Here is a 24141-nt window from a genome sequence, read left to right on the forward strand (position 1 = left end):
CCACGCTTTTGCCAAGGGAGCCCCGGACCGCCCCTGCTTCCCGCTCCGCCCCCTACCACCCCCCCCCCCCACCGCCGTACTCATTCACCAGGCCGGTGACGGTGGCCGTCAGCCGAAGCGGCCCCCGTTGCCGTTCCCGTTGTTCCCGCCGTTCGTCTGCCCCTGGATCCAGTCCTCCGGGATGCTGAACTCCGGGGTCGGGAAGGTGCCGCCGTCGATGCCGCCGATGAAGCCGCCGCCGTTGTTGCCGTCGTCCCCATTGCCGTTGTCGTCGTTGTTCCCGTTCCCATTGCCGTCGTTGTCGTTGTCGTCCCCGGGGTCGCGCTCCGGCCGGTCCTCGGGAAGGTAGACCTTGTTGAAGTCGGGGCGGGGCTTGCCCTCCAGCGCGCCGGTCATCATGTCGCGCCAGATCGGGCCGGGGACCTTTCCACCGAAGACCTTTCCGTACCCCACGCCGCCGATGGTGATGTTCACCATCTGGCGCTCGTGCGCGGGGTCGCCCACCCAGACGGCGCCGGCCATGTTCGGGGTGTAGCCCACGAACCAGGCCGCGTAACGGCCGTCCGTCGTACCGGTCTTACCTGCGCTGGGACGGCTGGGGCCGAGGCCTGCCTCCGTACCCGTACCGTCCTCGACCACGCCCTTGAGCAGGGCGCTGACGGTGTCGGCGGTGTTCTCGGACATGGCCCGCGAGCACGTCGACTTCGGGACCTTCAGCGACTTCGACTTCTCGCCGACCCGCTGGGTGATGGACTCGATGGCGACCGGCGTGCAGTACATACCGCGCGCGGCGAACGTCGCGTACGCGTTCGCCATGGTCAGCGGGGACATCTCCTGCGTGCCGAGAGCTATCGACGGCGCCTGGTCGATCTTGCGGCCGTCGGCCCGCTTGACGCCCATGCTCTTGGCCATCTTCGTCACCGGGCAGATGCCGATATCCGCGATCATCTGCACGAAGTAGGTGTTGACCGACAGCGCGGTCGCCTTCCGCAGGGAGTACGGGCCGACCTCGCTCGCGCTCTCGTTCTCGAGTTCCGCGGCAGCACTGCCGGTTCCGTTGCGCCAGCTGCCGCCGCCACAGGTGGAGATCGGGCTCGGGTAGGCCATCTTGTACGGGGAGGGGTAGACCTTCCCCGGGGACATGCCGTCCTCCAGGGCCGCCGCGGCGACGATCGGCTTGAACGTCGAACCGGGCTGGTAGCCCGCTCCGCCGCCCATCGACTCGTCCACCGAGAGGTTTATCGACGTCTCGTTCTTCTTGGTGTCGAGTCCGTACGGCCTCGACTGCCCCATGGCGAGGATCTTGCCGGTGCCGGGCTCCACGATGGTGGCGGCGGTGGCGACCTCGTCCTTCTGGTAGACGTGCCTCTTGACGGAGGTCTGGACCGACTTCTGGGCCTTCGGGTCCATCGTCGTCCGGATCGTCAGACCGCCCTGGTTCCAGATCTTGGCGCGGGCCTCCTTGGACTTGCCGAAGATCGGGTTGGTCAGGAACACCTCGCGCACGTAGTCGCAGAAGAAGCCCGCACCCTTGACGGCCGTGATGCAGCCGTTCTTCGGCTTTCTGATGTCCAGGCCGAGCGGCTTCTCCTTGGCCTTGTCGGCCTCCGCCTGGGAGACGTCACCGAGGTCTGCCATGCGCTGCAGCACGGTGTTGCGCCGCTTGGTGGCTTCCTGCGGGTCGTTCAACGGGTCGTACCGGCTGGGCGACTGCACGATTCCGGCGAGGAGCGCGGCCTCCTCCACGTCCAGGTCCTTGGCGGACTTGGAGAAGTAGCGCTGGGACGCGGCCTCGACGCCGTAGGCCTGCTGGCCGAAGAACGTGATGTTCAGGTAGTTCTCGAGGATCTTCTTCTTGCCGAGTTCCTCTTCGAGCTGGATCGCGTACTTCAGCTCGCGGATCTTCCGGCCCAGGGTCTGCTGGGTGGCCTGGGCGACCAGCGTCGGGTCGTCACCGGCCTCCTCCACCGCCACGTTCTTCACGAGCTGCTGCGTCAGGGTGGACGCGCCCTGGGCGACCCCGCCCTCCTGCGCGTTCCGGTTGACCGCGCGCAGCACGCCCTTCAGGTCGACCGCGCCGTGCTGGTAGAAGCGGGCGTCCTCGATCGCGATGATCGCCTGCTGCATGTACGGCGAGATCTCCTTGAGATCGACCACCGTACGGTCGCGGCTGTACACCGTGGCGATCGAGTCGCCCTTGCTGTCGAGGATCGTGGTGCGCTGGCTCAGCGGCGGCTGCTTGAGGTTGGCGGGGAGCTCGTCGAACCCCTCGACCGAACCCTTGGCCGCCAGCCCCAGGGCGCCGACCGCGGGCAGCGCGATGCCCGCCATGACGGCACCGGCGAGCACGCTGACACCTAGGAACTTGGCGGCCTGCTGTGTGGGGGACAGACCACCACCCGAGCGCTTGTTTGGCATGAGGGCAGCCTAATCCGTAGCGACGACCGTTCCGAAGGAGCAGGTGGGTCCAGAGGGGTACGGGTGCCGGATCGTGACATCCGGTGTCCGCCACGGGGGTGGTGTGTGCGTGGGGCGGCCGCCGAAACCGGGCGCGGCAGGGCGCGGCGCGGTGCGGTGCCGCGGTGCCGCGGAGGCGCCGGCGGGGAGGTGCGGCGGGAAGGTGTCGCGGAGGCGCGGCCGGGAACGACGCGCGGAGGTGTGGCACGGATGTCACGGCGCTGAGGCGAAGAGAACATGAACGGTTGTCTACGTTCCCATTCGCCGGACACGCGCGCAGGCGTTGGCCTAAGCTGCTCTCAACTGTCACAGCCATAGGCCCTTGTATCAAGTACGTCCAGCGAGCCCGAATCGTTCTGACGTTCTTCCGATTTTTTTCGGGTGCCGTGTCCGAATGCGCCTCGTGTGTCATTCGGTGTCCGTTGTGACGCATGTCAACCATCCCGTTCTGCCGGGAAAGTCACGTATGTCCTCAGGTCACTCCCGCGGGTGATCTGCCGCTTACGCATAGTCCGTTCGGGCCATTCAAGATTGGGCCCGAAGGGGGTGTTGCGCTGTGCCCACCTTCCGTAACGTCCTCAACTGGCGGCGGTGAATATGCCGCTGCCGCCGTGGGGGAGCCTCGATTCGGGAGAGGACGGCGCCGGTATGGGCTGGGTAACCGACTGGAGTGCGCAGGCTGCCTGCCGCACTACCGATCCGGATGAACTGTTCGTTCAAGGAGCAGCGCAGAACAGGGCCAAGGCGGTGTGCACCGGATGTCCGGTGCGGACGGAGTGCCTGGCGGACGCGTTGGACAACCGCGTCGAGTTCGGCGTGTGGGGAGGAATGACGGAGCGTGAGCGTCGCGCACTGCTGCGCAGGCGTCCGACCGTCACGTCTTGGCGCAGGCTGCTGGAGACCGCGCGCACGGAGTACGAGCGTGGCGCGGGCATTCTGCCGCTCGACGATGACGAGATCTACGAGAACTACGCGGCAGTGAGCTAGAGAGCTGACGGCGACGGCCCCTCCGGGCCACGTCGGTCGAGGGCGCCCTTGAGGTGTCGGCGCGTCGGGCAGGTGTGCCGGCTCTCGGGTGCCCCGAGGCGTGGATCAACGGACGGGCCGTGGTGCGGTCTTGGTGGTCTTACGGACCGCCAGACGGACCACAGGGCGTCCTGGCTGGTCGCGTAAGGCCGTGGTGCGGCCTCGGCGGGGCATGCGGGCCCGCGGCAGGTGTCGTCGGTCGTGTGCGCCTCGTGCACCTCGTGCTCGTGTCATGCGGGTCGTCGTCGTGCGTGCGGCCCTGTTGTCCTGTGGTCGTCGGTCTGTGGCCGTACGGTCCTGCCGTCGTGCGGGACTGAGGGCGGTGCGGGTTTCCGGCAGGCGTCGGACGGTCAGTCGCCCGACTCGGCTGAAGGGCCCCGGTCGGCCGGCAGGGGTTCGGTCAGTCGTCGGAGGTGGGCAGCTCCGGCCTTATGGCCGCGAGCCGGTTCCCGATGTCGCGCAGACCCGCCAGGTCGTGGACGTCGCCGGGCAGAGCGGCCACTTCGGCCACGGCCACCTCGGGATGCAGCGCGGTGAAGCGATCACGGGTGCGCTGCTCGCGCGAGAGCATCCGCATCCGCTCGGCGTGCAACCTGAGCAGGCCCGACGTGAGCTGTTCCACGGTCAGGTCCGGGGCGGGGGAGCCGTCCTCGGTGCCGGTCGTGGCGGGAGAGTCGGAACTGGCTGGACTGCCTGCACGGTCTGAACTGCCGGAACGGTCTGAACTGCCGGAACGGTCTGAACTGTCTGAACTGCCTTGCGTTTCGGTAGAGTTACGAACTGCTTTCCCGTCCATCTGATCCACAATGCCGGGCTCTTCAAGATTTTCCGCGGCGGCGAGCGCACGCTCCGCGGACAGCTGGGCGGCGCCGCTGCCGTGCACCCGATTGAGCACCAGCCCGGCCAACGGCATGTCCTCGGCCGCCAGCCGCTCCACGAAGTACGCCGCCTCGCGCAGCGCGTCCCGCTCCGGCGCGGCCACCACGAGGAAGGCCGTGCCGGGCGCCTGGAGCAGCTTGTACGTGGCGTCCGCACGCGTACGGAAGCCGCCGAACATGGAGTCCATGGCGGCCACGAACGTCTGTACGTCCTTGAGCAGCTGACCACCCAGCAGCTTGCCCAGGGCGCCCGTCATCATCGACATGCCGACGTTCAGGAACTTCATCCCGGCCCGCCCGCCGACCTTCGCCGGTGCCAGCAGGACACGGATCAGCTTGCCGTCGAGGAACGAGCCGAGCCGCTTGGGGGCGTCCAGGAAATCGAGCGCCGAGCGGGACGGCGGCGTGTCGACGACGATCAGGTCCCACTCGTCCCGGGCCCGCAACTGGCCCAGCTTCTCCATCGCCATGTACTCCTGCGTGCCCGCGAAGCCCGCCGAGAGCGACTGGTAGAAGGGGTTGCTCAGGATGGCGGAGGCCCGGTCCGGGTCCGCGTGCGCCTCGACGATCTCGTCGAAGGTGCGCTTCATGTCGAGCATCATGGCGTGCAGCTCGCCGTCCCCCTCGATGCCCTTCACCCGCCGCGGGGTGTTGTCCAACGAGTCGATGCCCATGGACTGGGCGAGCCGCCGGGCCGGATCGATGGTGAGCACGACCACCTTGCGGCCTCGCTCGGCGGCCCGCACCCCCAGAGCCGCCGCCGTGGTCGTCTTGCCCACCCCGCCGGCGCCGCAGCACACCATGATGCGGGTCCGCGGGTCGTCCAGCAGGGGGTCGACCGCGAGGGGGCGGGTCGCGCCGATCACGCGGTGTCCGTCGTGGGAGTGAGACGCGTCGTGCGCGGTGGCCGCGTGCGCGTTGGCAGGGTCCGGAGTCATGAGATTCCTTGCTGACGCAGTTCCGTGGCCAGTTCGTACAGGCCCGCCAGGTCCATTCCCTCGGCGAGCAACGGCAGTTCGTGCAGCGGCAGGCCCAGCTCACCCAGGACGCCCCGCTGTTCGTGCTCCAGCGCGTACCGCTCGGCGTACTCCTCGGCCTGCGCGAGCAGTGGCTCCACCAGACGCTCGGCGTTTCCGCCGCGCCGCGCGCCTCCCAGCCCCGCCGTGGACAGGGACTTGGCGACGGCGGTACGCGGCACCGTGCGCGCGAACTCCAGCTCGTCGGCGTCCAGCAGCTCCGGCCGCACCATGTTGACGATGACCCGTCCCACCGGCAGCTGCGCGGCCCGCAGCTCGGCGATGCCGTCGGCCGTCTCCTGGACGGGCATCTCCTCCAGCAGCGTCACCAGATGCACGGCCGTTCCGGGCGATTTCAGGACCCTCATGACGGCCTGGGCCTGATTGTGTATCGGGCCGATCTTGGCCAGGCCCGCCACCTCGTCGTTGACGTTCAGGAAGCGGGTGATGCGACCGGTGGGCGGCGCGTCCATCACCACGTGGTCGTACGTGAACCGCCCGCTCTTCTCCTTGCGGCGCACGGCCTCGCAGGCCTTGCCGGTCAGCAGCACGTCCCGGAGGCCGGGCGCGATGGTGGTGGCGAAGTCGATGGCGCCGAGCTTCTTCAGGGCCCGGCCCGCCCCGCCGAGCTTGTAGAACATCTGGAGGTAGTCCAGCAGGGCCAGTTCGGGGTCGATGGCCAGCGCGTACACCTCCCCGCCCCCGGGTGCCACCGCGATCTTCCGCTCTTCGTACGGCAGTGCCTCCGTCTCGAAGAGCTGTGCGATGCCCTGTCTGCCCTCGACCTCGACCAGGAGGGTGCGTTTCCCCTCGGTCGCGAGGGCGAGCGCGAGTGCGGCGGCGACCGTGGTCTTTCCGGTCCCGCCCTTGCCGCTGACGACCTGGAGCCTGCTCACGTATTCGAGCCTAACCAGTCGGCGCGCGGCATACGCGGGAGGCTGTGGACAACTTGTGTTCCGCCCGGCTGCCGAGCCCGGCCCGCCCATGCCGTCATGCCCCTCGCGGAGGGTGGGGAACCCCACGCGGTCCGGGGTGTGTCCCCCCGCCTGGCCGGGACGGCCCACCACGAACCGAGGCGGAACCCGTGCCGGGCGGCGGCCGGGCAGCGGATAAGGTCGGCCGCATGACCAAGTGGGAATACTCAACCGTGCCGCTGCTCGTCCACGCCACGAAGCAGATTCTGGACACCTGGGGCGAGGACGGCTGGGAGCTCGTCCAGGTCGTGCCCGGGCCGAACAACCCCGAGCAGCTGGTGGCCTACCTGAAGCGGCCCAAGCCGTGAGCGCCGTCGAGGCCAGGCTCGCGGAGCTGGGGCTTCGGCTGCCCGAGGTCGTCCCGCCGCTCGCCGCGTACCAGCCGGCGGTCCGGTCCGGTGTGTACGTGTACACCGCCGGGCAGCTCCCCATGGTGGACGGCAAGCTGCCCGTCACCGGAAAGGTCGGCGCCGAGGTCACCCCCGAGGAGGCCAAGGAACTCGCGCGTACCTGCGCGCTGAACGCCCTCGCCGCCGTGAAGTCCGTGGCGGGCGACCTGGACCGTGTCGCGCGCGTGGTGAAGGTCGTCGGCTTCGTGGCGTCGGCCTCCGACTTCACGGGTCAGCCCGCCGTGATCAACGGCGCGAGCGAACTCCTGGGCGCCGTCTTCGGCGACAAGGGTGTCCACGCGCGCAGCGCGGTCGGTGTGGCCGTCCTCCCGCTGGACGCGCCGGTCGAGGTGGAACTCCAGGTGGAGCTCACCGTCGCGTAGCGACCGCCGGGACCGCGGAGGCTCACTCGAACATCCGCCCGTGACGAGTTAGCCTCCGCCCATGGCAAACGGGCAGTGGTACCCACCCGAGTGGCCGGACCGCATCCGCGCGCTCGCGGCCGGCACGCTGACACCGGTGACCCCCAGGCGGGCCGCCACCGTCATGCTGCTCAAGGACACGGCCGACACGCCGGTCGTGCACATGCTGCGCAGACGCGCCTCCATGGCCTTCGCCGGGGGCGCGTACGCCTATCCCGGCGGCGGCGTGGACCCCCGCGACGACGACCACCAGATCAGCTGGGCGGGCCCCACGCGCGCGTGGTGGGCGGCCAGACTCGGGGTCGGCGAGAACGAGGCTCAGGCGATCGTCTGCGCGGCCGTGCGGGAGACGTACGAGGAGGCGGGCGTGCTGCTCGCCGGGCCCGGTCCCGAGACCGTCGTCGGGGACACCACGGGCGACGACTGGGAGGCGGACCGCGCGGCGGTGGCCGCACGGGAGCTGTCCTTCGCGGAGTTCCTGGAGCGCAGGGGGCTGGTCCTGCGGTCCGACCTGCTGGGCGCCTGGGCCCGCTGGATCACCCCCGAGTTCGAGTCCCGCCGCTACGACACCTGGTTCTTCGTGGCCGCGCTCCCGCAGGGTCAGCGCACCCGCAACGCCTCCACGGAGGCCGACCGCACGGTGTGGATCCGGCCCAGGGACGCGGCGGACGGCTACGACAAGGGCGAACTGCTGATGATGCCGCCCACCATCGCGACCCTGCGCCGGCTCGCGGAGTACGACACGGCCGCCGCCGCGCTCGCCGCCGCGCCCGCCTGCGACCTGACTCCCGTCCTCGCCGAGGCCCGCCTCGCGGACAACGACGACGTGGTCCTGTCCTGGCCCGGCCACGCCGAGTTCACCAAGCGTGTACCGGGCACCGGGGACACCGCATGACGGACGCGACCACCCTCCCGGGCCGACCGGACGGCGAGGCCCCGCCCCCGCGCGCGCCCCGCCCTCTGCCGTGCACGCCCCGCATCTGGTCCGTTCCGCTGGAAGGCGCTCCCGTATGACCGACGCAGCTGCTCTCCCCGGCCGGCCCAGGGGCGGCGTCCTGTCCGGGCCCGCCACCGCGCGCGCGGTGAACGTGCTCGCGCCGAACGCGTCCCCGATGACGCTGGACGGGACCAACACCTGGATCGTCTCCGAGCCGGACTCCGACCTGGCGGTCGTGATCGACCCGGGCCCGCTGGACGACGTCCACCTGCGCAGGGTCGTCGACACGGCGGAGAAGGCCGGCAAACGGGTCGCCCTGACCCTGCTCACGCACGGCCACCCGGATCACGCGGAGGGCGCCGGCCGCTTCGCCGAGCTGACCGGGACGAACGTCCAGGCCCTCGACCCCGCGCTGCGGCTCGGCGACGAGGGGCTGGGCGCGGGTGACGTCGTCTCGGTCGGCGGCCTGGAGCTGCGAGTCGTCCCCACCCCCGGGCACACCGCCGACTCGCTCTGCTTCCACCTCCCGGCCGACCGTGCCGTGCTGACGGGCGACACGGTCCTGGGACGCGGTACGACGGTCGTGGCCCACCCCGACGGCCGCCTCGGCGACTATCTCGACTCCCTGCGCCGCCTCAGGTCCCTCACGGTCGACGACGGCGTCCACACCGTCCTGCCCGGCCACGGCCCCGTCCTGGAAGACGCCCAGGGTGCCGTCGAGTTCTACCTCGCCCACCGCGCCCACCGGCTCGCCCAGGTCGAGACGGCCGTCGAGAACGGACACCGCACCCCCGACGAGGTCGTCACCCATGTCTACGCGGACGTCGACCCCTCCCTGTGGCCGGCGGCGGAACTCTCGGTCCGGGCGCAACTGGAGTACCTGACCGAGCACGGCCTGATCTGACCGCCGTACGCCTGAGCGCCCTCTCCGGCCCCACACCCGACGAACAGCGCCTCTCGGGGCCCTGGGGCCTCCTGAGGCGTCCAAGGCCCCAGGGGCCCCTCTCAGGGCCGTCCAGCGGCCTTCCCGCCGGCCTGCCCAGGTCTGCCGCACCAGGAGACCCCGTCCGCGTCGTCACGGGTTCCCGGGCCGCGGCGCCTTGAGGCCGTGCACGCGCGCGTACTCCTCGGCCAGCCAGGGCCCGAGGTCGTCCAGATACGCCCGTAGCACGCCGGCGTCGGTACCCGGCTCGTATCCGGCCGACGCCGCCGCGCGCATCTGGGCGGCGCGCCCGGGGTAGTACGCGCCGAACGCCCGGGCCATCTCGTGCAGATCGCTGGTCCAGCCGTTCCAGCGGGGCATGACGAGAGTGAAACCGGTACGGACGAGCCGTCGGGAGCAGCCACGGACGAGCGCCCGCCGGGCGTCGTCGCCGTCGGCTTCCGCGACCCGCCTACGCCAGCGCGGCAGGAGCAGCGCCAGGTCGCCGTTCGTCTCGCGGGCGAGGAGGGAGTCCGGCCGGTAGCGGGGCAGGTCCTCCGCGAGGTCCTCACCCAGGAGGGGCGTGCACAGACAGGCCAGGAACCAGCCCAGGTCGTACCTCTCCAGGTCGCTCAGCACCCGCGCCCGGCTGACGAGCAGGGTCCCCGCTCCGTCGATCTGCGGAAACCACGCGTCCAGCGCCTCGTCCAGCGACCGAGCCGCCGTCCGGTCGGTCTCCGTGGGCTCCCCGAGCAACACCAGCAACAGATCGAGGTCACTGCGCCCCGGACGAGCCGTGCCCCGGGGAATCGACCCGTAGAGGTACGCACCGTGCAGCCGCCCCTCGAACGTCTGCGCGATCCGCTCCCGGGCCGCCGTGACCACCGGCCCGAAGATCTCACCGACCCGCCCCAGGGCCCCCTCCCGCTCGATGTACCCGTGGCTGTCCAGCCCTCTCGCACGCCCCGTTCCGGCCATACGGCCACTGTGCGGCCGGAAGGGGCCGGGGTGCAGGTCGTTTTCCGGGTGGGGGCTGCGGTTCCTGGCGACCGGAACCGGTGGAGGCGGTGGAGGCGGCGCGCGTGGTGAGGGCGATAACGAGAAGGGCCCGCCTCGCGCACGAGACGAGCCCCATCGACGTTCCGACGGCCGTGCTCATGGCGTGCGAACGGCCGTGCGACCTGACCGATGCCCCAGCAGCTCCGGCCGGTCAAAAGGCCCGCATCGGCCGGCGCATCGCGCCTGCCGACGACACGGCCCGCGTCAGCGTGACCGCTTGGCCAGTCGCTCCACGTCCAGCAGGATCACCGCACGAGCCTCCAGCCGCAGCCACCCACGCTGCGCGAAGTCCGCCAGAGCCTTGTTCACGGTCTCCCGGGACGCGCCCACGAGCTGCGCCAGCTCCTCCTGCGTGAGGTCGTGCACCACGTGGATGCCCTCCTCCGACTGCACACCGAACCGCCGGGAGAGGTCCAGCAGCGCGCGAGCGACCCGCCCGGGAACGTCCGAGAACACGAGGTCGGACATCTGGTCGTTGGTCTTGCGCAGTCGGCGTGCGACCGCCCGCAGCAGCGCCGCGGCCACCTCGGGCCGGGCGTTCAGCCAGGGCTGGAGGTCGCCGTGGCCGAGGCCGAGCAGCTTGACCTCGGTCAGTGCCGTGGCGGTCGCCGTGCGCGGACCGGGGTCGAACAGCGACAGTTCGCCGATCAGCTCACCGGGGCCGAGCACGGCCAGCATGTTCTCGCGGCCGTCGGGCGACGCGCGGTGCAGCTTGACCTTGCCTTCGGTGACCACATAAAGGCGGTCACCGGGGTCGCCCTCGTGGAAGAGAGCGTCACCGCGCGCGAGGGTCACCTCACTCATGGAGGCGCGGAGCTCCGCGGCCTGCTCGTCATCGAGCGCCGCGAAGAGCGGGGCGCGCCGCAGAACGTCGTCCACGAGTTCTCTCCTTGTCGACCTGCTCAGGGGATCTTGCTCCCCGTACTACCAGGGGACCGTGTTCCCCATCTTGCCGGACGGACCAAACAGTGTGATCTGTCACAAGGATGCCGCACACATGTCCCGGGGTAAGCGTCAGGGGTCCAATTGGGGGCCGATCTTCTGGGCCCGGGGCGGATGTCGGTGCCGGGCTTTAGGCTGGCCGGGTGTCCAAAACGCCGGTGAGAGCACAGGCCAAGGGGGCTGGGCGGGTGGTTGTACGTCGCGATTCCGCTGTGGGCGAACAGGGCTCCACGGGAGCGAACAAAACGGCAAAGGCGACGAAGGTGTCCGATCCATCAATGGTGGAGAACTCCGCCCAGAAGACCACGGCCCCGGCGAAAAAGGCCACCCCGGAGAAAAGGGCCACCGCTCAAAAGCAGACGGATACGAAGAAGGCGGCCGTGAAGAAGGTCGCAGCGAAGAAGACGGCAGCGAAGAAGACTGGCGTGAAGAACGCCGCAGCGAAGAAGACGGCCGTCACGCAAAGTGGGGTCTCGGCACGAAAGTCGGTCTCCCCGCGAAAGGCGGCCCCGGCGAAAGCGACCGCCACCCGCGCCGCCACCGCCGCCGCACCAGCCCCCGCCGTTTCTCCCGCCCCGGCCAAGACCTCCGCCAAGCCACCCGTACCCCCCGAGAACGAGTCGCGGACCGCCCTCGTCCGCCGTGCCCGCCGTATCAACCGCGAACTCGCCGAGGTGTACCCGTACGCGCACCCCGAGCTGGACTTCGAGAACTCCTTCCAGCTGATCGTGGCGACGGTCCTGTCCGCGCAGACGACCGACCTGCGGGTCAACCAGACGACACCGGCGCTCTTCGCCAAGTACCCCACCCCAGAGGACCTGGCCGCGGCCGACCCGGAGGAGGTCGAGGAGATCCTGCGGCCCTGCGGTTTCTTCCGGGCCAAGACGAGGTCGGTCATGGGCCTGTCGAAGGCATTGGTGGAGAACCACGGCGGCGAGGTCCCCGGCCGTCTCGAAGACCTGGTCAAGCTGCCCGGCGTCGGCCGCAAGACCGCCTTCGTCGTGCTGGGCAACGCCTTCGGCCGGCCCGGCATCACCGTGGACACCCACTTCCAGCGGCTCGTACGGCGCTGGCGCTGGACCGAGGCGACCGACCCGGACAAGATCGAGGCGGCCATCGGCGGGCTTTTCCCGAAGAGCGAGTGGACGATGCTGTCGCACCATGTGATCTTCCACGGGCGCCGTATCTGCCACGCCCGCAAACCGGCCTGCGGCGCCTGCCCCATCGCGCCGCTCTGCCCGGCGTTCGGCGAGGGCGAGACCGACCCGGAGAAGGCCAGGAAGCTGCTCAAGTACGAGAAGGGCGGCTTCCCCGGCCAGCGCCTCAAGCCCCCGCAGTCCTACCTCGACGCGGGCGGCATCCCGGCCCCGCCCCTCGGAGCCGCCGGATGACGAGCGCCACGAAACGGCACGGCACGCCCCCTCCCCGTCCAGGTACCCGCCACCCACACGAGGGACATGAGGCACGAGTGGAACGATCAGCGGTCTCCCGGGCGTTGGGATCGGAAGAACGACGGGGGTGGCTATGACACGCGCGAGCCGGACGGACGGCGGCACGGACACCGACAGCGGGCACCGCACACAGGGCGGACACGTGGGCCTGGACCGGGCGGGCCTGCCCGCGTGGCTGGACCCGGTCGTGCACGCCGTCGACACGGTCGAGCCCCTGCAGCTGAGCCGCTTCCTGCCGCCGGAGAACGGCTCGGGCCGGCAGTCGGCGGTCCTGATCCTGTTCGGCGAGGGGCCGGGCGGCCCCGAGCTGCTGCTCATGGAGCGCGCCGGCTCGCTCAGATCGCACGCCGGTCAGCCGTCGTTCCCGGGTGGCGCCCTCGACCCCGAGGACGGCGACCCGCGGACCGACGGCCCGCTGCGGGCCGCCCTGCGCGAGGCGGAGGAGGAGACCGGCCTCGACCCCGCGGGAGTCCAGCTCTTCGGCGTGCTGCCCAAGCTGTACATCCCGGTCAGCGGCTTCGTCGTGTCGCCCGTCCTCGGCTGGTGGCGAGAGCCGACCCCGGTCCGGGTCGTCGATCCGAACGAGACGGCCCGCGTCTTCACCGTCCCCGTGGCGGATCTCACGGATCCGGCCAACAGAGCCACCGCCGTTCACCCCCGGGGCTACGCAGGCCCGGCATTTCTGGTCGAATCGGCCCTCGTGTGGGGGTTCACGGCCGGAGTGATCGACCGTCTGTTGCACTACGCGGGCTGGGAGCGCCCCTGGGACCGTGAGAAGCAGGTCCCGCTCGACTGGCGCTCATGACAGGGTGGCTGCCGTGCTGCGTCTTCCGGGGCCCGTTGCGCCTCCCTGTCGCCGCGCGGCGGACCGGTCCCCCCGGTCGGCCTGTAGTGCTGGCGAAGTGACGAGGCGAGGCTTGAAGCGGTGAACGTGCTGGACATCCTGTTGCTGGTCGCCGCGGTCTGGTTCGCGATCGTGGGCTATCGACAGGGCTTCGTCGTCGGCATCCTCTCGGTGATCGGCTTTCTGGGCGGCGGCCTCGTCGCGGTCTACGCCATGCCCGTCATCTGGGACTGGATGACCGACAACTCCGAGGTCAGCACGGCCGCCGCCGTGGTCGCGGTGGTCATCGTGATCGTCTGCGCCTCGGTGGGCCAGGCCCTGACCACCCACCTCGGCAACAAACTCCGCCGCTACATCACCTGGTCCCCGGCCCGCGCTCTGGACGCCACCGGCGGCGCCCTCGTCAACGTGGTGGCCATGCTCCTGGTCGCCTGGCTGATCGGTTCCGCACTCGCGGGGACGACGCTGCCGACGCTCGGCAAGGAGGTCCGCAACTCCAAGGTGCTGCAGGGCGTGGCGGGGGCCCTGCCCAACCAGGCGGACACCTGGTTCGCGGACTTCTCCTCGGTCCTCACGCAGAACGGCTTCCCGCAGGTCTTCAGCCCGTTCTCCAACGAGCCGATCACCGAGGTCCAGCCCCCCGACCCGGCGCTCGCGAGCAGCCCGGTCGCCCAGCGCGCCAAGCGATCCATCGTCAAGGTCATGGGTACCGCCCAGAGTTGCGGCAAGGTCCTCGAAGGCACCGGCTTCGTCTTCGACGAACGCCGGGTGATGACCAACGCGCACGTGGTCGGCGGAGTGGACGAACCCACGGTCCAGATCGGCGGCGAGGGCCGCAAGTACGACGCCAAGGTCGTCCTGTACGACTGGGAGCGCGACATCGCCGTACTGGACGTGCCGGGTCTGAAGGCGCCCGTGCTGCAGTTCACCACCAAGGACGCCGTCGGCAGTGACGACGCGATCGTCGCGGGCTTCCCGGAGAACGGCGCGTACGACATCCGCCCCGCGCGCGTGCGTGGTCGCATCACGGCCAACGGCGCCGACATCTACAAGCGCGGCACCGTCCACCGTGACGTCTACTCGCTTTACGCGACCGTCCGTCAGGGCAACTCGGGCGGCCCGCTGCTCACGCCCGAGGGCAAGGTCTACGGCGTCGTCTTCGCGAAGTCCCTCGACGACCCGGACACCGGCTACGCCCTCACCGCGGACGAGGTCCAGGAGGACATCGCCGAGGGCCGTACGGCCAACCAGCAGGTGGACAGCGACAGCTGTGCCCTCTGAGGCCGGGCGGGGCCTGTGCGGTGAGGTGCTGAGCGGGTCGCCCCGTGTGGGTCAGGGACGGGAATGGCGCAGCCGGGCCGAGACCCAGCGGGCCCTGCGACGCAGGATGCGCGGAATTCCCAGCCGGGGATCCGTGCCCTGCAACTGCGGGGCGCCCCTCTGGTGGGAGCTCAGGCTCGTGGCCGAGCGGCGGTTGCGTGCTGCGTCACTGTAGTCGTGCGTCCAGCCCATACCCCGACGTGTGCCCCCGCCCCAAGGTCCATAACCGCCCCCACGCCCCCCAATTGGCCTATGCGCCGGGCATGTAACTGTTCGTAGAACAGCCGTTCACATCGGGGTGGCGAGAGGCCCCGGGCGGGGGACACGGGGCACGGCTCACCGGTCGGGCTCGGGGTCCTTCAGCCAGTTGATCAGCTCGGCAGAGAACGCCACCGGGTCCTCCTCGTGCGGGAAGTGCCCCAGACCGTCGAACAGCCGCCAGCGGTACGGCGCTTCGACGTACTCCCCGGACCCGGCCGCACTGCGCGTACGCATCACCGGATCGAGGGAACCGTGCAGATGGAGCGTGGGCACCCGGACCGGGCGCTTCATCCGGCGGTTGAACTGGATGCCGTCCGGGCGGGCCAGGGACCGCACCATCCACCGGTAGGGCTCGATCGAGCAGTGTGCCGTCGACGGGATGCACATGGCCCGCTGATACGTCTCCACCGCCTCGTCGTCGGGCAGGCGCGGCCCCGACCAGTCCCGGATCAGCCGGCCGACCAGGGCGCCGTCGTCTGCGGTGAGCCGGCGCTCGGGAATCCAGGGCCGCTGGAACCCCCAGATGTAGGAACCCGCGGACGTCTGCTTCACGTCCGAGAGCATCGCCGAGCGCCACCGCCGCGGGTGCGGCATCGAGGAGACCGCGAGCCGCCGGACGAGCTTGGGACGCATCACGGCCGCCGTCCACGCCAGATAACCGCCCAGGTCGTGGCCGACCAGCGCGGCATCGGGCTCGCCGAGGGACCGGATGACCCCGGTGATGTCCAGGGCGAGGTTCGCGGGGTCGTAGCCCCGCGGCGTGCGGTCGCTGCCGCCGACCCCGCGCAGGTCCATCGCCACGGCCCGGAAGCCCGCGTCGGCGAGAGCGACCAGCTGGTGCCGCCAGGTCCACCAGAACTGCGGGAAGCCGTGCAGCAGCAGCACCAGCGGCCCGTCGCCCACCTCCGCGATGTGGAAACGCGCGCCGTTGGCGGCCACGTCCCGGTGGATCAGCTCCTTGGCGCCGGGCACGTCGAGCCGTACGGGGGACGCGGGCTGATTCGAGGGGGCGGCCGGGGCGGTCGCGGGGTCGGTCATGACGTCGAGCGTGCCACAGCCTCGACGGCGTCGTCGGCCGGGGCGGGCCGACGGGGGTGGGGCTTGGCGTTCTGCAGCACGCCCGCCGTCTCCTTCATGGACGCGGCGACCTTCTGCGGGCCCTGGCCCTTCTTGGCCTTCTTCGAGAAGACCACGCCGATGAGCGTCAGGACGACGGCGATCACGACGTTCGCCGCGAACGACAGCAGGAAGCAGATCGCCAGGTTCCACTCGCTCCAGGTGCGGATGCCGTACGCCAGGGCGAAGCTCAGCATCGGCAGGGAGAAGAGCAGTACCGCGCCGGCCGCGGTGAACGCCCCGCCGCCGATCACTCCGCGCTTGACGTCCTGCCTGAGCTGGGCCTTGGCCAGCGCGATCTCGTCGTGCACCAGCGCGGACATCTCGGCCGTCGCCGAGGCGAACAGCTGGCCGACACTGCGTTCGGCTCCGACCGGGCTGCCGTCGGGTGCGCTCATCGGGGTCTCCCTCATATGCGTTTGTACGGTCCTGTCTGCGGTCCTGTCAGATCATGCCGGACCGTCGTCGCCGTCGCCTGCCCCGCCCGCCACTTCGGCAAGCCTGCGGTGCTCGGCGGCCTTGCGTTCGTAGATCGCTGCCATGCGCAGGTGGTACTCCGGGTCGTCCTGCTCGTAGACGTCCGGGATGCCGTCCTGGTCGTCGTCGCGCTCCTCCGCGGCCCACAGTGCCTGGTACTTCGCGTTCCTCATCTTCAGCAGCACGGTCGCCAGGACCGCCGCGACGAGCGAGCCGATGAGGACGGCCGCCTTGACGCCGTCGGTGAGCACCCGGTCGCCCTCGAAGGCCAGTTCGCCGATGAGCAGCGACACGGTGAAGCCGATCCCGGCGAGGGAGGCGACCGCGAAGACGTCCGGCCAGACCAGGTCGTCGGAGAGGGAGGCCCGGGTGAACCGGGCGGCCAGCCAGGTCCCGCCGAAGATCCCGACCGCCTTGCCGACGACCAGCCCGAGCACCACCCCGAGCGTCTCCGGCTGGGTGAAGACCTTCCCCAGCGCATCGCCGGAGACCGCGACCCCGGCGCTGAACAGGGCGAACAGCGGCACCGCCACACCGGCGGACAGGGGGCGCACGAGGTGCTCGATGTGTTCGCCGGGGGAGCGCTCCTCGTCCTCGCGCCGGGTGCATCGCAGCATCAGCCCCATCGCGACCCCGGCGATGGTGGCGTGCACGCCGCTGTTGTACATCAGCGCCCAGATGACGAGCGCGAGCGGCACATAGATGTACCAGCCGCGCACGCCCTTCCTGAGCAGCAGCCAGAAGACGGCGAGGCCGGCGAACGCGCCGCCGAGGGCGGCGAAGTCGAGGCCGTCGGTGAAGAACACCGCGATGATCAGGATCGCGCACAGGTCGTCCACGACGGCGAGGGTGAGCAGGAAGGCCCGCAGCGCGTTCGGCAGGGAGGTGCCGATGACGGCGAGCACGGCCAGCGCGAAGGCGATGTCGGTCGCCGTGGGCACCGCCCACCCGGACAGTGAACCGCCGCCGGCGAGGCTGGTGAGCGTGTAGACGAGCGCGGGCACGGCCATGCCGCACAGCGCGGCGACCACGGGCAGCGCGGCCGTCCTCGGGTCCTTGAGGTCACCGGCGACCAGTTCGCGCTTGAGTTCGATGCCGGCGACGAAGAAGAAGACCGCGAGCAGGCCGTCGGCCGCCCAGTGCGCCACGGACAGGTCGAGACCGAGCGCCGCGGGACCGAAGTGGAAGTCGCTGACGCTCGCGTAGCTGTCGTGCAGCGCGGGCACGTTGACCCAGACCAGCGCGGTCACCGCGGCCAGGAGCAGCAGACAGCCGCCGACGGTCTCGGTGCGCAGCGCGTCCGCCACGAAGGTCCGCTCGGGCAGGGAGAGCCGGCCGAGAACCTTACGGGTGGGGGTGGTGCGGGACGCGGCCACGGCAGGGACCTCCGGTCGGGGACAGCACGGAATCACTCGCCGACCAGACTTCCCGGCACACCTGTCTTTAGCTTAGCTAAAGGGCACCCCGCGCGCTCGTCGCGGGGTGCCCTTCAGGGGTCGTACGGAGTGGGTCAGTCCTCGCTCGGCGCCGCCGGCAGCTTGGCCTGGATCAGGTCCATCACCGTGGAGTCGGTCAGCGTGGTGACATCGCCGAGCTGCCTGTTCTCCGCCACGTCACGCAGCAGACGTCGCATGATCTTCCCGGAGCGGGTCTTCGGCAGCTCCTGCACCGGCAGGATGCGCTTGGGCTTGGCGATCGGTCCGAGGGTGGCGCCGACGTGGTTGCGCAGGTCGGCGACGAGGCCCTCGTCCTCGGCGTTCGCCGTGCCGCGCAGGATCACGAACGCCACGATCGCCTGACCGGTGGTTTCGTCGGCCGCCCCGACCACGGCCGCCTCGGCCACGGACGGGTGCGACACGAGCGCGGACTCCACCTCGGTCGTCGAGATGTTGTGACCCGACACGAGCATCACGTCGTCGACGCGCCCGAGGAGCCAGATGTCCCCGTCGTCGTCCTTCTTCGCCCCGTCACCGGCGAAGTACTTGCCCTCGAACCGGGACCAGTACGTGTCGAGGAACCGCTGGTCGTCACCCCAGATGGTGCGCAGCATCGACGGCCACGGCTCGGTCAGGACCAGGTAACCGCCACCGCCGTCCGGGACCTCCCGGGCCTCGTCGTCCACCACCGTGGCGGAGATGCCCGGCAGCGGCGTCTGCGCCGAGCCCGGCTTGGTCGCCGTCACGCCCGGCAGCGGGGAGATCATCATCGCGCCGGTCTCGGTCTGCCACCAGGTGTCCACGATCGGCGTCGTGTCGGCGCCGATGTGCTTGCGGTACCAGATCCACGCCTCGGGGTTGATGGGCTCACCGACCGAGCCCAGCACCCGCAGGCTGCTGAGGTCGAACTTCGCGGGGATGTCGTCGCCCCACTTCATGAACGTGCGGATGGCCGTGGGTGCCGTGTAGAGGATCGTCACCCCGTACTTCTGCACGATCTCCCAGAACCGGCCCTGGTGCGGGGTGTCCGGCGTGCCTTCGTACATGACCTGCGTCGCGCCGTTGGCCAGCGGCCCGTAGACGATGTACGAGTGGCCGGTGACCCAGCCGACGTCGGCCGTGCACCAGTACACGTCCGTCTCCGGCTTGAGGTCGAAGACGGCGTGGTGGGTGTACGACGTCTGGGTGAGGTAGCCGCCGGAGGTGTGCAGGATGCCCTTGGGCTTACCCGTCGTGCCGGACGTGTACAGGATGAACAGGGGGTGCTCGGCCCCGAACGCCTGCGGGGTGTGCTCGCTGCTCTGCCGGTCGACGATCTCGTGCCACCACACGTCACGCGTGTCGTTCCAGGCGACGTCCTGTCCGGTGCGGCGGACGACGAGGACGTGCTCGACATTGCCGGCGCGGTCGGCCGCGTCGTCGACGGCGGGCTTGAGCGCGGACGGCTTGCCGCGCCGGTAGCCGCCGTCGGAGGTGATGACCACGCGCGCGTCCGCGTCCTGGATACGGGTCGCGAGCGCGTCGGCGGAGAAGCCGCCGAACACGACGGAGTGCGCGGCGCCGATCCGGGCGCACGCGAGCATCGCCACGGCCGCCTCCGGGATCATCGGCATGTACACCGCGACCCGGTCGCCTGCCCGGACACCCAGCTCCAGCAGGGCGTTCGCCGCCTTGCTGACCTCGTCCTTCAGCTGGGCGTAGGTGAGGGCCCGGCTGTCCCCGGGCTCGCCCTCGAAGTGGATGGCGACCCGGTCGCCGTTCCCGGCCTCGACATGCCGGTCGACGCAGTTGTACGCGACGTTGAGTTCGCCGTCCTCGAACCACTTGGCGAACGGCGGATTCGACCAGTTCAGCGTCTCGGTCGGTTCCTTGGCCCAGGTCAGCCGGCGGGCCTGCGCCGCCCAGAAGCCGAGCCTGTCCGCCCTGGCCTGCTCGTACGCCTCAGCCGTGACGTTGGCGTTCTCGGCCAGGTCGGCAGGCGGCGAGAAGCGGCGCTCCTCCTTCAAGAGGTTGGCCAGGCTTTCGTTGCTCACGACATCTCCCTTACGGTGCTTTGCCGGGGCGACCGTTGTGTCCCAGGCCACAGCTCATCAGACCCGGACCCCCGATGACAAGGGCCTTCCGCTGATTGGTTTAGACCTGTGGGCGGGTGGCTCCGCGGCCAGGACGCCACCCGTTCCCACGGACCCGGACGGAGATCGGTTCACGCGCGCGTGTCGTACAGGGCCGTTCTGGTCGCGTCGGGCGGTCCGGCCGGGTCGGCCGTCCCGGCCGTCGCGGCGACCCGGTCGAAGACTCCGCCGTCCGGAGCCTCCTCGGTGAGCAGATACGCCTGTGCCTCGCCCACGTGGAAGTACATCCCGTGCAGTTCGAGCGCGCCCTCGCGCAGGGCACGGGCCACGGAGTCGTGGGCTCTCAGGTGTTCCAGTTGCTGGATGACGTTGGTCAGGCACAGTTGTTCGACGGCGTCGGCCGGTTCGCGGCCGGCCAGGCGGGCCCAGGACCGGTTCTTGTCGGTCGCGCGGTCCAGGCTGGGCCTGCCGTGCCGCAGCCAGCGCTTGAGGGGGGACTGCGCGCCGTGCGGGTCGGTCTTGAGCAGGGCCTGCATCGCGCCGCAGCCGGAGTGCCCGCAGACCGTGATCGACCGGACGTGCAGCACGTCCACCGCGTACTCGATCGCCGCCGCCACCGAGTCGTCGCCGCTCTCCTCGCCGGGCAGCGGCACGAGGTTGCCGACGTTGCGTACGACGAAGAGGTCGCCGGGACCGCTGGAGGTGATCATCGACGTGACGAGCCGGGAGTCGGCGCAGGTCAGGAACAGCTGCGAGGGTTGCTGCCCCTCGCGCGCCAGCCGGGCCAGCTCACCCCGGACGAGGGGAGCGGTGTTCCGCTGGAACGCGCTGATGCCACGCGCCAGCTGATGACCGCGCGGCCCTTCGGCCGCCTCCTCCTGGGGTGTGCCCGCGGCCGGGGTCGACGGGGCCTCGCACTGGTGGTTGCGCCACGGTGTCCAGGGCCGGCAGCGGCAGCCGGCCGCCGAGGTGCCGGCGGGTTCGGCGATACGGGTGCCGGCGCGTCCGGTGATCTCGACGGAGCCCCCGTGCGCCTGGTGCGCGTGCTGCCAGTCCTGCAGCGACTCGTACGCCGCGTGGTCCATGAACGATCCGTCCAGCTCCACGACGGCGGGCGCCGACCGCGGGACCTGGTGCAGGGCACGGCTGAGGCGCGGCACGGCGAGGAATGTCAACTGGCCGCGCACATGGACGTGATGGACCCCGTCCCTCTCCTCGCGCGTGATGCGCGTACGGGTGAGGCGGTGCAGGGCGACGCCGACGGCCACGGCGATGCCGAGCACGACCCCCTCCAGGACACCGAGGGCGATGACACCGAAGGTGGTGACGGAGTAGACCAGCACCTCGCGGTGACGGGTGACCGTGCGGATGTGGTGCAGGGAGACCATCTGGACCCCGACGGCCATCACGAGGGCGGCGAGCGAGGCGAGGGGGATCAGCTCGAGGCAGGGCACCAGGAACAGTGCGGCCGCCACCACCCAGACGCCGTGCAGCATCGTGGAGTGCCGGCTGGTGGCGCCGGCGCGGACGTTGGCGGTGCTGCGGACGGCGACGCCGGCGATGGGCAGGCCGCCGAGGATGCCGGAGACGACATTGGCCGCGCCCTGGCCGCGCAGTTCGCGGTCGAGGTCGGAGCGCCCCACGTCGGTCCGTCCCGCCGCCAGCTTGTCCATGGCGACGGCACCGAGGAGCGACTGCACGCTGCACACCAGGGTGGTGGTGAGGACGGCGGCGAGGAGGCCGAGCACCGGCCCGTCGGGCACGCCCGCCAGGGCGTGGCTCCGCCACGACGGAAGGTCGACCTTGGGCAGACTCAGGGCGGCGAGCGAGGCCGTGACCGTGGCGCCCGCGACGGCCACGAGGGCGGCCGGGACGATCCGCAGCCGCCGTCCGACGCGGCCGGGCAGGTGGGGCCAGGCCAGCAGCAGGACGAGGGTGAGGACGCTCACGGAGACCGCGGCCGGGTGCAGATGCGCCAACTGGGCGGGCAGAGCGCCGATGTTGGCGCTGACCGAGCTCTGCGGGGTGCCGCCGAGCACGATGTGGAGCTGTGCGACGGCGATGGTGACGCCGATGCCGGCGAGCATGCCGTGCACGATCGCGGGGCTGACGGCGAGCGCCGAGCGGGCCACGCGCATCTGGGCCAGGCCCAGTTGGGCGATGCCGGCGAGGACGGTGATGGCGCAGGTGGTGCGCCAGCCGTACTGGTGGATCAGGTCGGCGGTGACGACGGTGAGGCCCGCCGCCGGGCCGCTGACCTGCAGAGGGGAGCCACCCAGGCGCCCGGCGACGAGACCGCCGACGGCGGCGGCGACCAGGCCGGCCTGGAGCGGGGCGTCGGTGGCCAGGGCGATGCCCAGGGACAGGGGGAGTGCGATCAGGAAGACCGCGATGGAGGCCGACAGATCGGCGGCCGGGACACGGAACCGGCGACGCGGTCCCTGCGGGGGGCTGTGCGGTTGGTGATCACGCTCCGTCCGGTTCGGGTCCGGGTCGGTGGCGTGGGTGGGGACGCAGGCGGACATGGTCTCCCGTCTCCTCCGGGGCTGCGCGGTCGCGTGGGTCGCGACCGTGGGGCACGGCGTTTCAGTGGCGGGAATTCTCAACGCTCAGTAAACGAATCGTAATGCAGAGTAAAGGATGTGCAAGAACATTAGCCGCAAATGGGTCATTAGATCACCCGTGAGGATGAATGAAGCATTTCATCGGCTTGTCGTATTAATCATGATCAGAACTCTGTGTGACCTTGGCCGCTCTGCTCCCGAGCGAAGGAAGAAGGTGGGCGGAACATGGCCGTCACCCAGAGGATCGCCGCCGGTGTCACGCTCGCCGCGACCTGCGCCGCGGCGCTCGCCGGATGCGGAATCGGTGAGCCGGCGGGCACCACCGGCTCACCCGGCACCGGAAGAACGGGGAAGGAGGACCGGCAGGGTATGTCCGCCACGAAGGAGGGTGTCCCGGCACCGCCGAAGGCGGCGGTCCGTCTGATCGGCGACGGCTCCACCGCGTACACCGGTGTGCAGCCCCATCTCCCGACGCCCGCACGGCTCAGGCCTGGTCAGAAGCCTCCGCAGTTCGTGGTGTTCTCCTGGGACGGCGCGGGGGAGGACAGCCAGCGGCTCTTCTCCCACTTCCGCAAGGTGGCGCGCGCCAACAACGCGACCATGACGTACTTCCTCAGCGGCGTGTACATGCTGCCGGAGGAGAAGCGGGATCTGTACCGCCCGCCCCAGCACTCTCCGGGCCGCTCGGACATCGGCTTCAACGACGTCCGCGGAATCAAGGACACCGTGGACCAGCTGCGTGGCGCGTGGCTGGAGGGCAACGAGATCGGCACGCACTTCAACGGCCACTTCTGCGGGGCCGGCGGCGGGGTCGGCGAGTGGTCGGCCGAGGAGTGGAAGAGCGAGATCGCCCAGGCCAAGGCGTTCGTGAAGGCGTGGAAGACCAACACCGGCACGGAAGAGGCCGAGCCGCTGCCCTTCGACTACGACAAGGAGCTGATCGGCGCCCGCACGCCCTGTCTGGAAGGCCGGACGAACTTCATGCGCGCGGCCCGCGAACTCGGCTTCCGCTACGACACCAGCGGTGTCAAGGACCAGGTCTGGCCCGAGAAGAAGGACGGGCTGTGGGACCTGTCGATGCAGCTCGTCCCCGTCCCGGGCCGCGACTTCGAGACGCTGACCATGGACTACAACTTCTACGTCAACCAGTCCGGGGCCCGGGCCGGGGCGGCGGGCCGGCGGGAGCACTGGGGTGATCAGTTCCGCGACGGTCTGCTCGCGGGCTTCGAGCGCGCCTACGAGGGCAACCGTGCGCCCCTGATCATCGGCAACCACTTCGAGTCCTGGAACGGCGGCGTGTACATGCGTGCCGTCGAGGAGACGATCGAGGCGGTCTGCGGCAAGGCCGACGTGCGCTGTGTCTCCTTCCGGCAGCTGGCCGACTGGCTCGACGCCCAGGACCCGGAGGTCCTGGACAGGCTGAGCACCCTGGGGGTCGGCCAGGCGCCGAAGAGGGGCTGGCAGAGCTTCCTCTCCGCCGGACCGGCACCGGCCCCGAAGGGGGTTCCGGGCGCTCCGGCGGCCAAGCCGAAGGGGTGAGCGGCGCCGGGGGTCGGGCCAAGGCTTGAGCCGGAGCCG

At 70.6% G+C, this 24141-nt stretch carries 20 protein-coding genes; 9 read left to right on the forward strand and 11 right to left on the reverse strand.

Going from position 1 to position 24141, the window contains the following annotated elements:
- Positions 1–108 precede the first annotated feature (108 nt).
- On the reverse strand, positions 109–2418 hold the full coding sequence (locus tag ACZ6BB_RS33275) for a transglycosylase domain-containing protein (protein WP_471618841.1): 2310 nt from the start codon (positions 2416–2418) through the stop codon (positions 109–111).
- Positions 2419–3105: 687 nt separating this feature from the next.
- Here ACZ6BB_RS33275 and wblA point away from each other — a divergent pair.
- Positions 3106–3444 (forward strand): transcriptional regulator WblA, encoded by a 339-nt coding sequence (wblA, locus tag ACZ6BB_RS33280; RefSeq protein ID WP_013001830.1) that lies wholly within the window; start codon positions 3106–3108, stop codon positions 3442–3444.
- 439 nt (positions 3445–3883) lie between these two features.
- On the opposite strand, the gene bagB is transcribed toward wblA, so the two are convergent.
- Entirely contained in the window at positions 3884–5299 is a 1416-nt protein-coding gene (bagB, locus tag ACZ6BB_RS33285) for an ATPase BagB (RefSeq protein WP_471618842.1), read from the reverse strand.
- Entirely contained in the window at positions 5296–6273 is a 978-nt protein-coding gene (bagA, locus tag ACZ6BB_RS33290; RefSeq protein ID WP_471618843.1) for an ATPase BagA, read from the reverse strand. Before bagA ends, bagB begins: the two co-directional genes overlap by 4 nt.
- A 227-nt stretch (positions 6274–6500) precedes the next feature.
- On the opposite strand from bagA, the gene ACZ6BB_RS33295 reads away from it, so the two are divergent.
- From ACZ6BB_RS33295 to ACZ6BB_RS33310, 4 genes are all read left to right on the forward strand, one after another.
- A complete protein-coding gene (locus ACZ6BB_RS33295) occupies positions 6501–6659 on the forward strand; it encodes a DUF4177 domain-containing protein (protein ID WP_005476015.1) in 159 nt (52 codons plus the stop codon).
- Complete coding sequence (locus ACZ6BB_RS33300) at positions 6656–7123, forward strand: RidA family protein (RefSeq protein ID WP_471618844.1); 468 nt, start codon at positions 6656–6658, stop codon at positions 7121–7123. The genes ACZ6BB_RS33295 and ACZ6BB_RS33300 overlap by 4 nt, the downstream gene beginning before the upstream one ends.
- A 61-nt stretch (positions 7124–7184) precedes the next feature.
- Complete coding sequence (locus ACZ6BB_RS33305) at positions 7185–8057, forward strand: NUDIX hydrolase (protein WP_471618845.1); 873 nt, start codon at positions 7185–7187, stop codon at positions 8055–8057.
- 115 nt (positions 8058–8172) lie between these two features.
- Entirely contained in the window at positions 8173–9003 is an 831-nt protein-coding gene (locus tag ACZ6BB_RS33310) for an MBL fold metallo-hydrolase (protein ID WP_471618846.1), read from the forward strand.
- A 171-nt stretch (positions 9004–9174) separates the two neighbouring features.
- On the opposite strand, the gene ACZ6BB_RS33315 is transcribed toward ACZ6BB_RS33310, so the two are convergent.
- Both ACZ6BB_RS33315 and ACZ6BB_RS33320 read right to left on the reverse strand, forming a co-directional pair.
- The gene (locus tag ACZ6BB_RS33315) at positions 9175–9999 is read right to left on the reverse strand and encodes a nucleotidyltransferase domain-containing protein (RefSeq protein WP_471618847.1); all 825 of its coding nucleotides are present in this window, start codon (positions 9997–9999) and stop codon (positions 9175–9177) included.
- A 285-nt stretch (positions 10000–10284) separates the two neighbouring features.
- Complete coding sequence (locus ACZ6BB_RS33320) at positions 10285–10959, reverse strand: Crp/Fnr family transcriptional regulator (RefSeq protein ID WP_005476003.1); 675 nt, start codon at positions 10957–10959, stop codon at positions 10285–10287.
- Positions 10960–11300: 341 nt separating this feature from the next.
- Here ACZ6BB_RS33320 and nth point away from each other — a divergent pair, with 341 nt between their 5' ends.
- From nth to ACZ6BB_RS33335, 3 genes are all read left to right on the forward strand, one after another.
- Entirely contained in the window at positions 11301–12413 is a 1113-nt protein-coding gene (nth, locus tag ACZ6BB_RS33325) for an endonuclease III (protein ID WP_471618848.1), read from the forward strand.
- Positions 12414–12546: 133 nt separating this feature from the next.
- On the forward strand, positions 12547–13278 hold the full coding sequence (locus ACZ6BB_RS33330; protein ID WP_471618849.1) for an NUDIX hydrolase: 732 nt from the start codon (positions 12547–12549) through the stop codon (positions 13276–13278).
- A gap of 120 nt (positions 13279–13398) precedes the next feature.
- Positions 13399–14598 carry a MarP family serine protease gene (locus ACZ6BB_RS33335; protein ID WP_471618850.1) on the forward strand — a complete coding sequence of 400 codons (1200 nt, stop codon included), beginning with the start codon at positions 13399–13401 and terminating at the stop codon, positions 14596–14598.
- Positions 14599–14649: 51 nt separating this feature from the next.
- Here ACZ6BB_RS33335 and ACZ6BB_RS33340 read toward each other — a convergent pair whose 3' ends face one another.
- The 6 genes from ACZ6BB_RS33340 to ACZ6BB_RS33365 all read right to left on the reverse strand — a co-directional run bounded on the left by ACZ6BB_RS33340 (position 14650) and on the right by ACZ6BB_RS33365 (position 22524).
- On the reverse strand, positions 14650–14829 hold the full coding sequence (locus ACZ6BB_RS33340) for a hypothetical protein (protein WP_471618851.1): 180 nt from the start codon (positions 14827–14829) through the stop codon (positions 14650–14652).
- Between the two features lie 144 nt (positions 14830–14973).
- Complete coding sequence (locus tag ACZ6BB_RS33345; RefSeq protein WP_471618852.1) at positions 14974–15936, reverse strand: alpha/beta fold hydrolase; 963 nt, start codon at positions 15934–15936, stop codon at positions 14974–14976.
- A complete protein-coding gene (locus tag ACZ6BB_RS33350) occupies positions 15933–16412 on the reverse strand; it encodes a phage holin family protein (RefSeq protein ID WP_471618853.1) in 480 nt (159 codons plus the stop codon). Before ACZ6BB_RS33350 ends, ACZ6BB_RS33345 begins: the two co-directional genes overlap by 4 nt.
- A gap of 51 nt (positions 16413–16463) precedes the next feature.
- Positions 16464–17867: a Na+/H+ antiporter NhaA gene (nhaA, locus tag ACZ6BB_RS33355; RefSeq protein WP_471618854.1), complete on the reverse strand. Its 1404-nt coding sequence runs from the start codon at positions 17865–17867 to the stop codon at positions 16464–16466.
- Positions 17868–18001: 134 nt separating this feature from the next.
- Positions 18002–19960, reverse strand: a complete 1959-nt coding sequence (gene acs / locus ACZ6BB_RS33360; protein WP_471618855.1) for an acetate--CoA ligase — start codon at positions 19958–19960, stop codon at positions 18002–18004.
- A 170-nt stretch (positions 19961–20130) separates the two neighbouring features.
- Positions 20131–22524: a SulP family inorganic anion transporter gene (locus ACZ6BB_RS33365; protein WP_471618856.1), complete on the reverse strand. Its 2394-nt coding sequence runs from the start codon at positions 22522–22524 to the stop codon at positions 20131–20133.
- Positions 22525–22788: 264 nt separating this feature from the next.
- Between ACZ6BB_RS33365 and ACZ6BB_RS33370 the strand changes: the two genes are divergently transcribed.
- Positions 22789–24102 carry a polysaccharide deacetylase family protein gene (locus ACZ6BB_RS33370; RefSeq protein WP_471618857.1) on the forward strand — a complete coding sequence of 438 codons (1314 nt, stop codon included), beginning with the start codon at positions 22789–22791 and terminating at the stop codon, positions 24100–24102.
- Positions 24103–24141: the final 39 nt, after the last annotated feature.

The organism is Streptomyces sp. NPDC041108 (genome assembly GCF_055592645.1).

Excerpts from the sequence above, each read along its gene's own strand:
- ACZ6BB_RS33340 (WP_471618851.1), bottom strand. The coding sequence starts at position 14,829 with ATGGGCTGGACGCACGACTACAGTGACGCAGCACGCAACCGCCGCTCG.
- ACZ6BB_RS33330 (WP_471618849.1), top strand. The coding sequence starts at position 12,547 with ATGACACGCGCGAGCCGGACGGACGGCGGCACGGACACCGACAGCGGG.
- ACZ6BB_RS33350 (WP_471618853.1), bottom strand. The coding sequence starts at position 16,412 with ATGAGCGCACCCGACGGCAGCCCGGTCGGAGCCGAACGCAGTGTCGGC.
- nth (WP_471618848.1), top strand. The coding sequence starts at position 11,301 with ATGGTGGAGAACTCCGCCCAGAAGACCACGGCCCCGGCGAAAAAGGCC.
- ACZ6BB_RS33310 (WP_471618846.1), top strand. The coding sequence starts at position 8,173 with ATGACCGACGCAGCTGCTCTCCCCGGCCGGCCCAGGGGCGGCGTCCTG.
- ACZ6BB_RS33305 (WP_471618845.1), top strand. The coding sequence starts at position 7,185 with ATGGCAAACGGGCAGTGGTACCCACCCGAGTGGCCGGACCGCATCCGC.
- ACZ6BB_RS33370 (WP_471618857.1), top strand. The coding sequence starts at position 22,789 with ATGGCCGTCACCCAGAGGATCGCCGCCGGTGTCACGCTCGCCGCGACC.
- ACZ6BB_RS33315 (WP_471618847.1), bottom strand. The coding sequence starts at position 9,999 with ATGGCCGGAACGGGGCGTGCGAGAGGGCTGGACAGCCACGGGTACATC.
- ACZ6BB_RS33275 (WP_471618841.1), bottom strand. The coding sequence starts at position 2,418 with ATGCCAAACAAGCGCTCGGGTGGTGGTCTGTCCCCCACACAGCAGGCC.
- ACZ6BB_RS33365 (WP_471618856.1), bottom strand. The coding sequence starts at position 22,524 with ATGTCCGCCTGCGTCCCCACCCACGCCACCGACCCGGACCCGAACCGG.
- ACZ6BB_RS33345 (WP_471618852.1), bottom strand. The coding sequence starts at position 15,936 with ATGACCGACCCCGCGACCGCCCCGGCCGCCCCCTCGAATCAGCCCGCG.
- wblA (WP_013001830.1), top strand. The coding sequence starts at position 3,106 with ATGGGCTGGGTAACCGACTGGAGTGCGCAGGCTGCCTGCCGCACTACC.
- bagB (WP_471618842.1), bottom strand. The coding sequence starts at position 5,299 with ATGACTCCGGACCCTGCCAACGCGCACGCGGCCACCGCGCACGACGCG.
- ACZ6BB_RS33295 (WP_005476015.1), top strand. The coding sequence starts at position 6,501 with ATGACCAAGTGGGAATACTCAACCGTGCCGCTGCTCGTCCACGCCACG.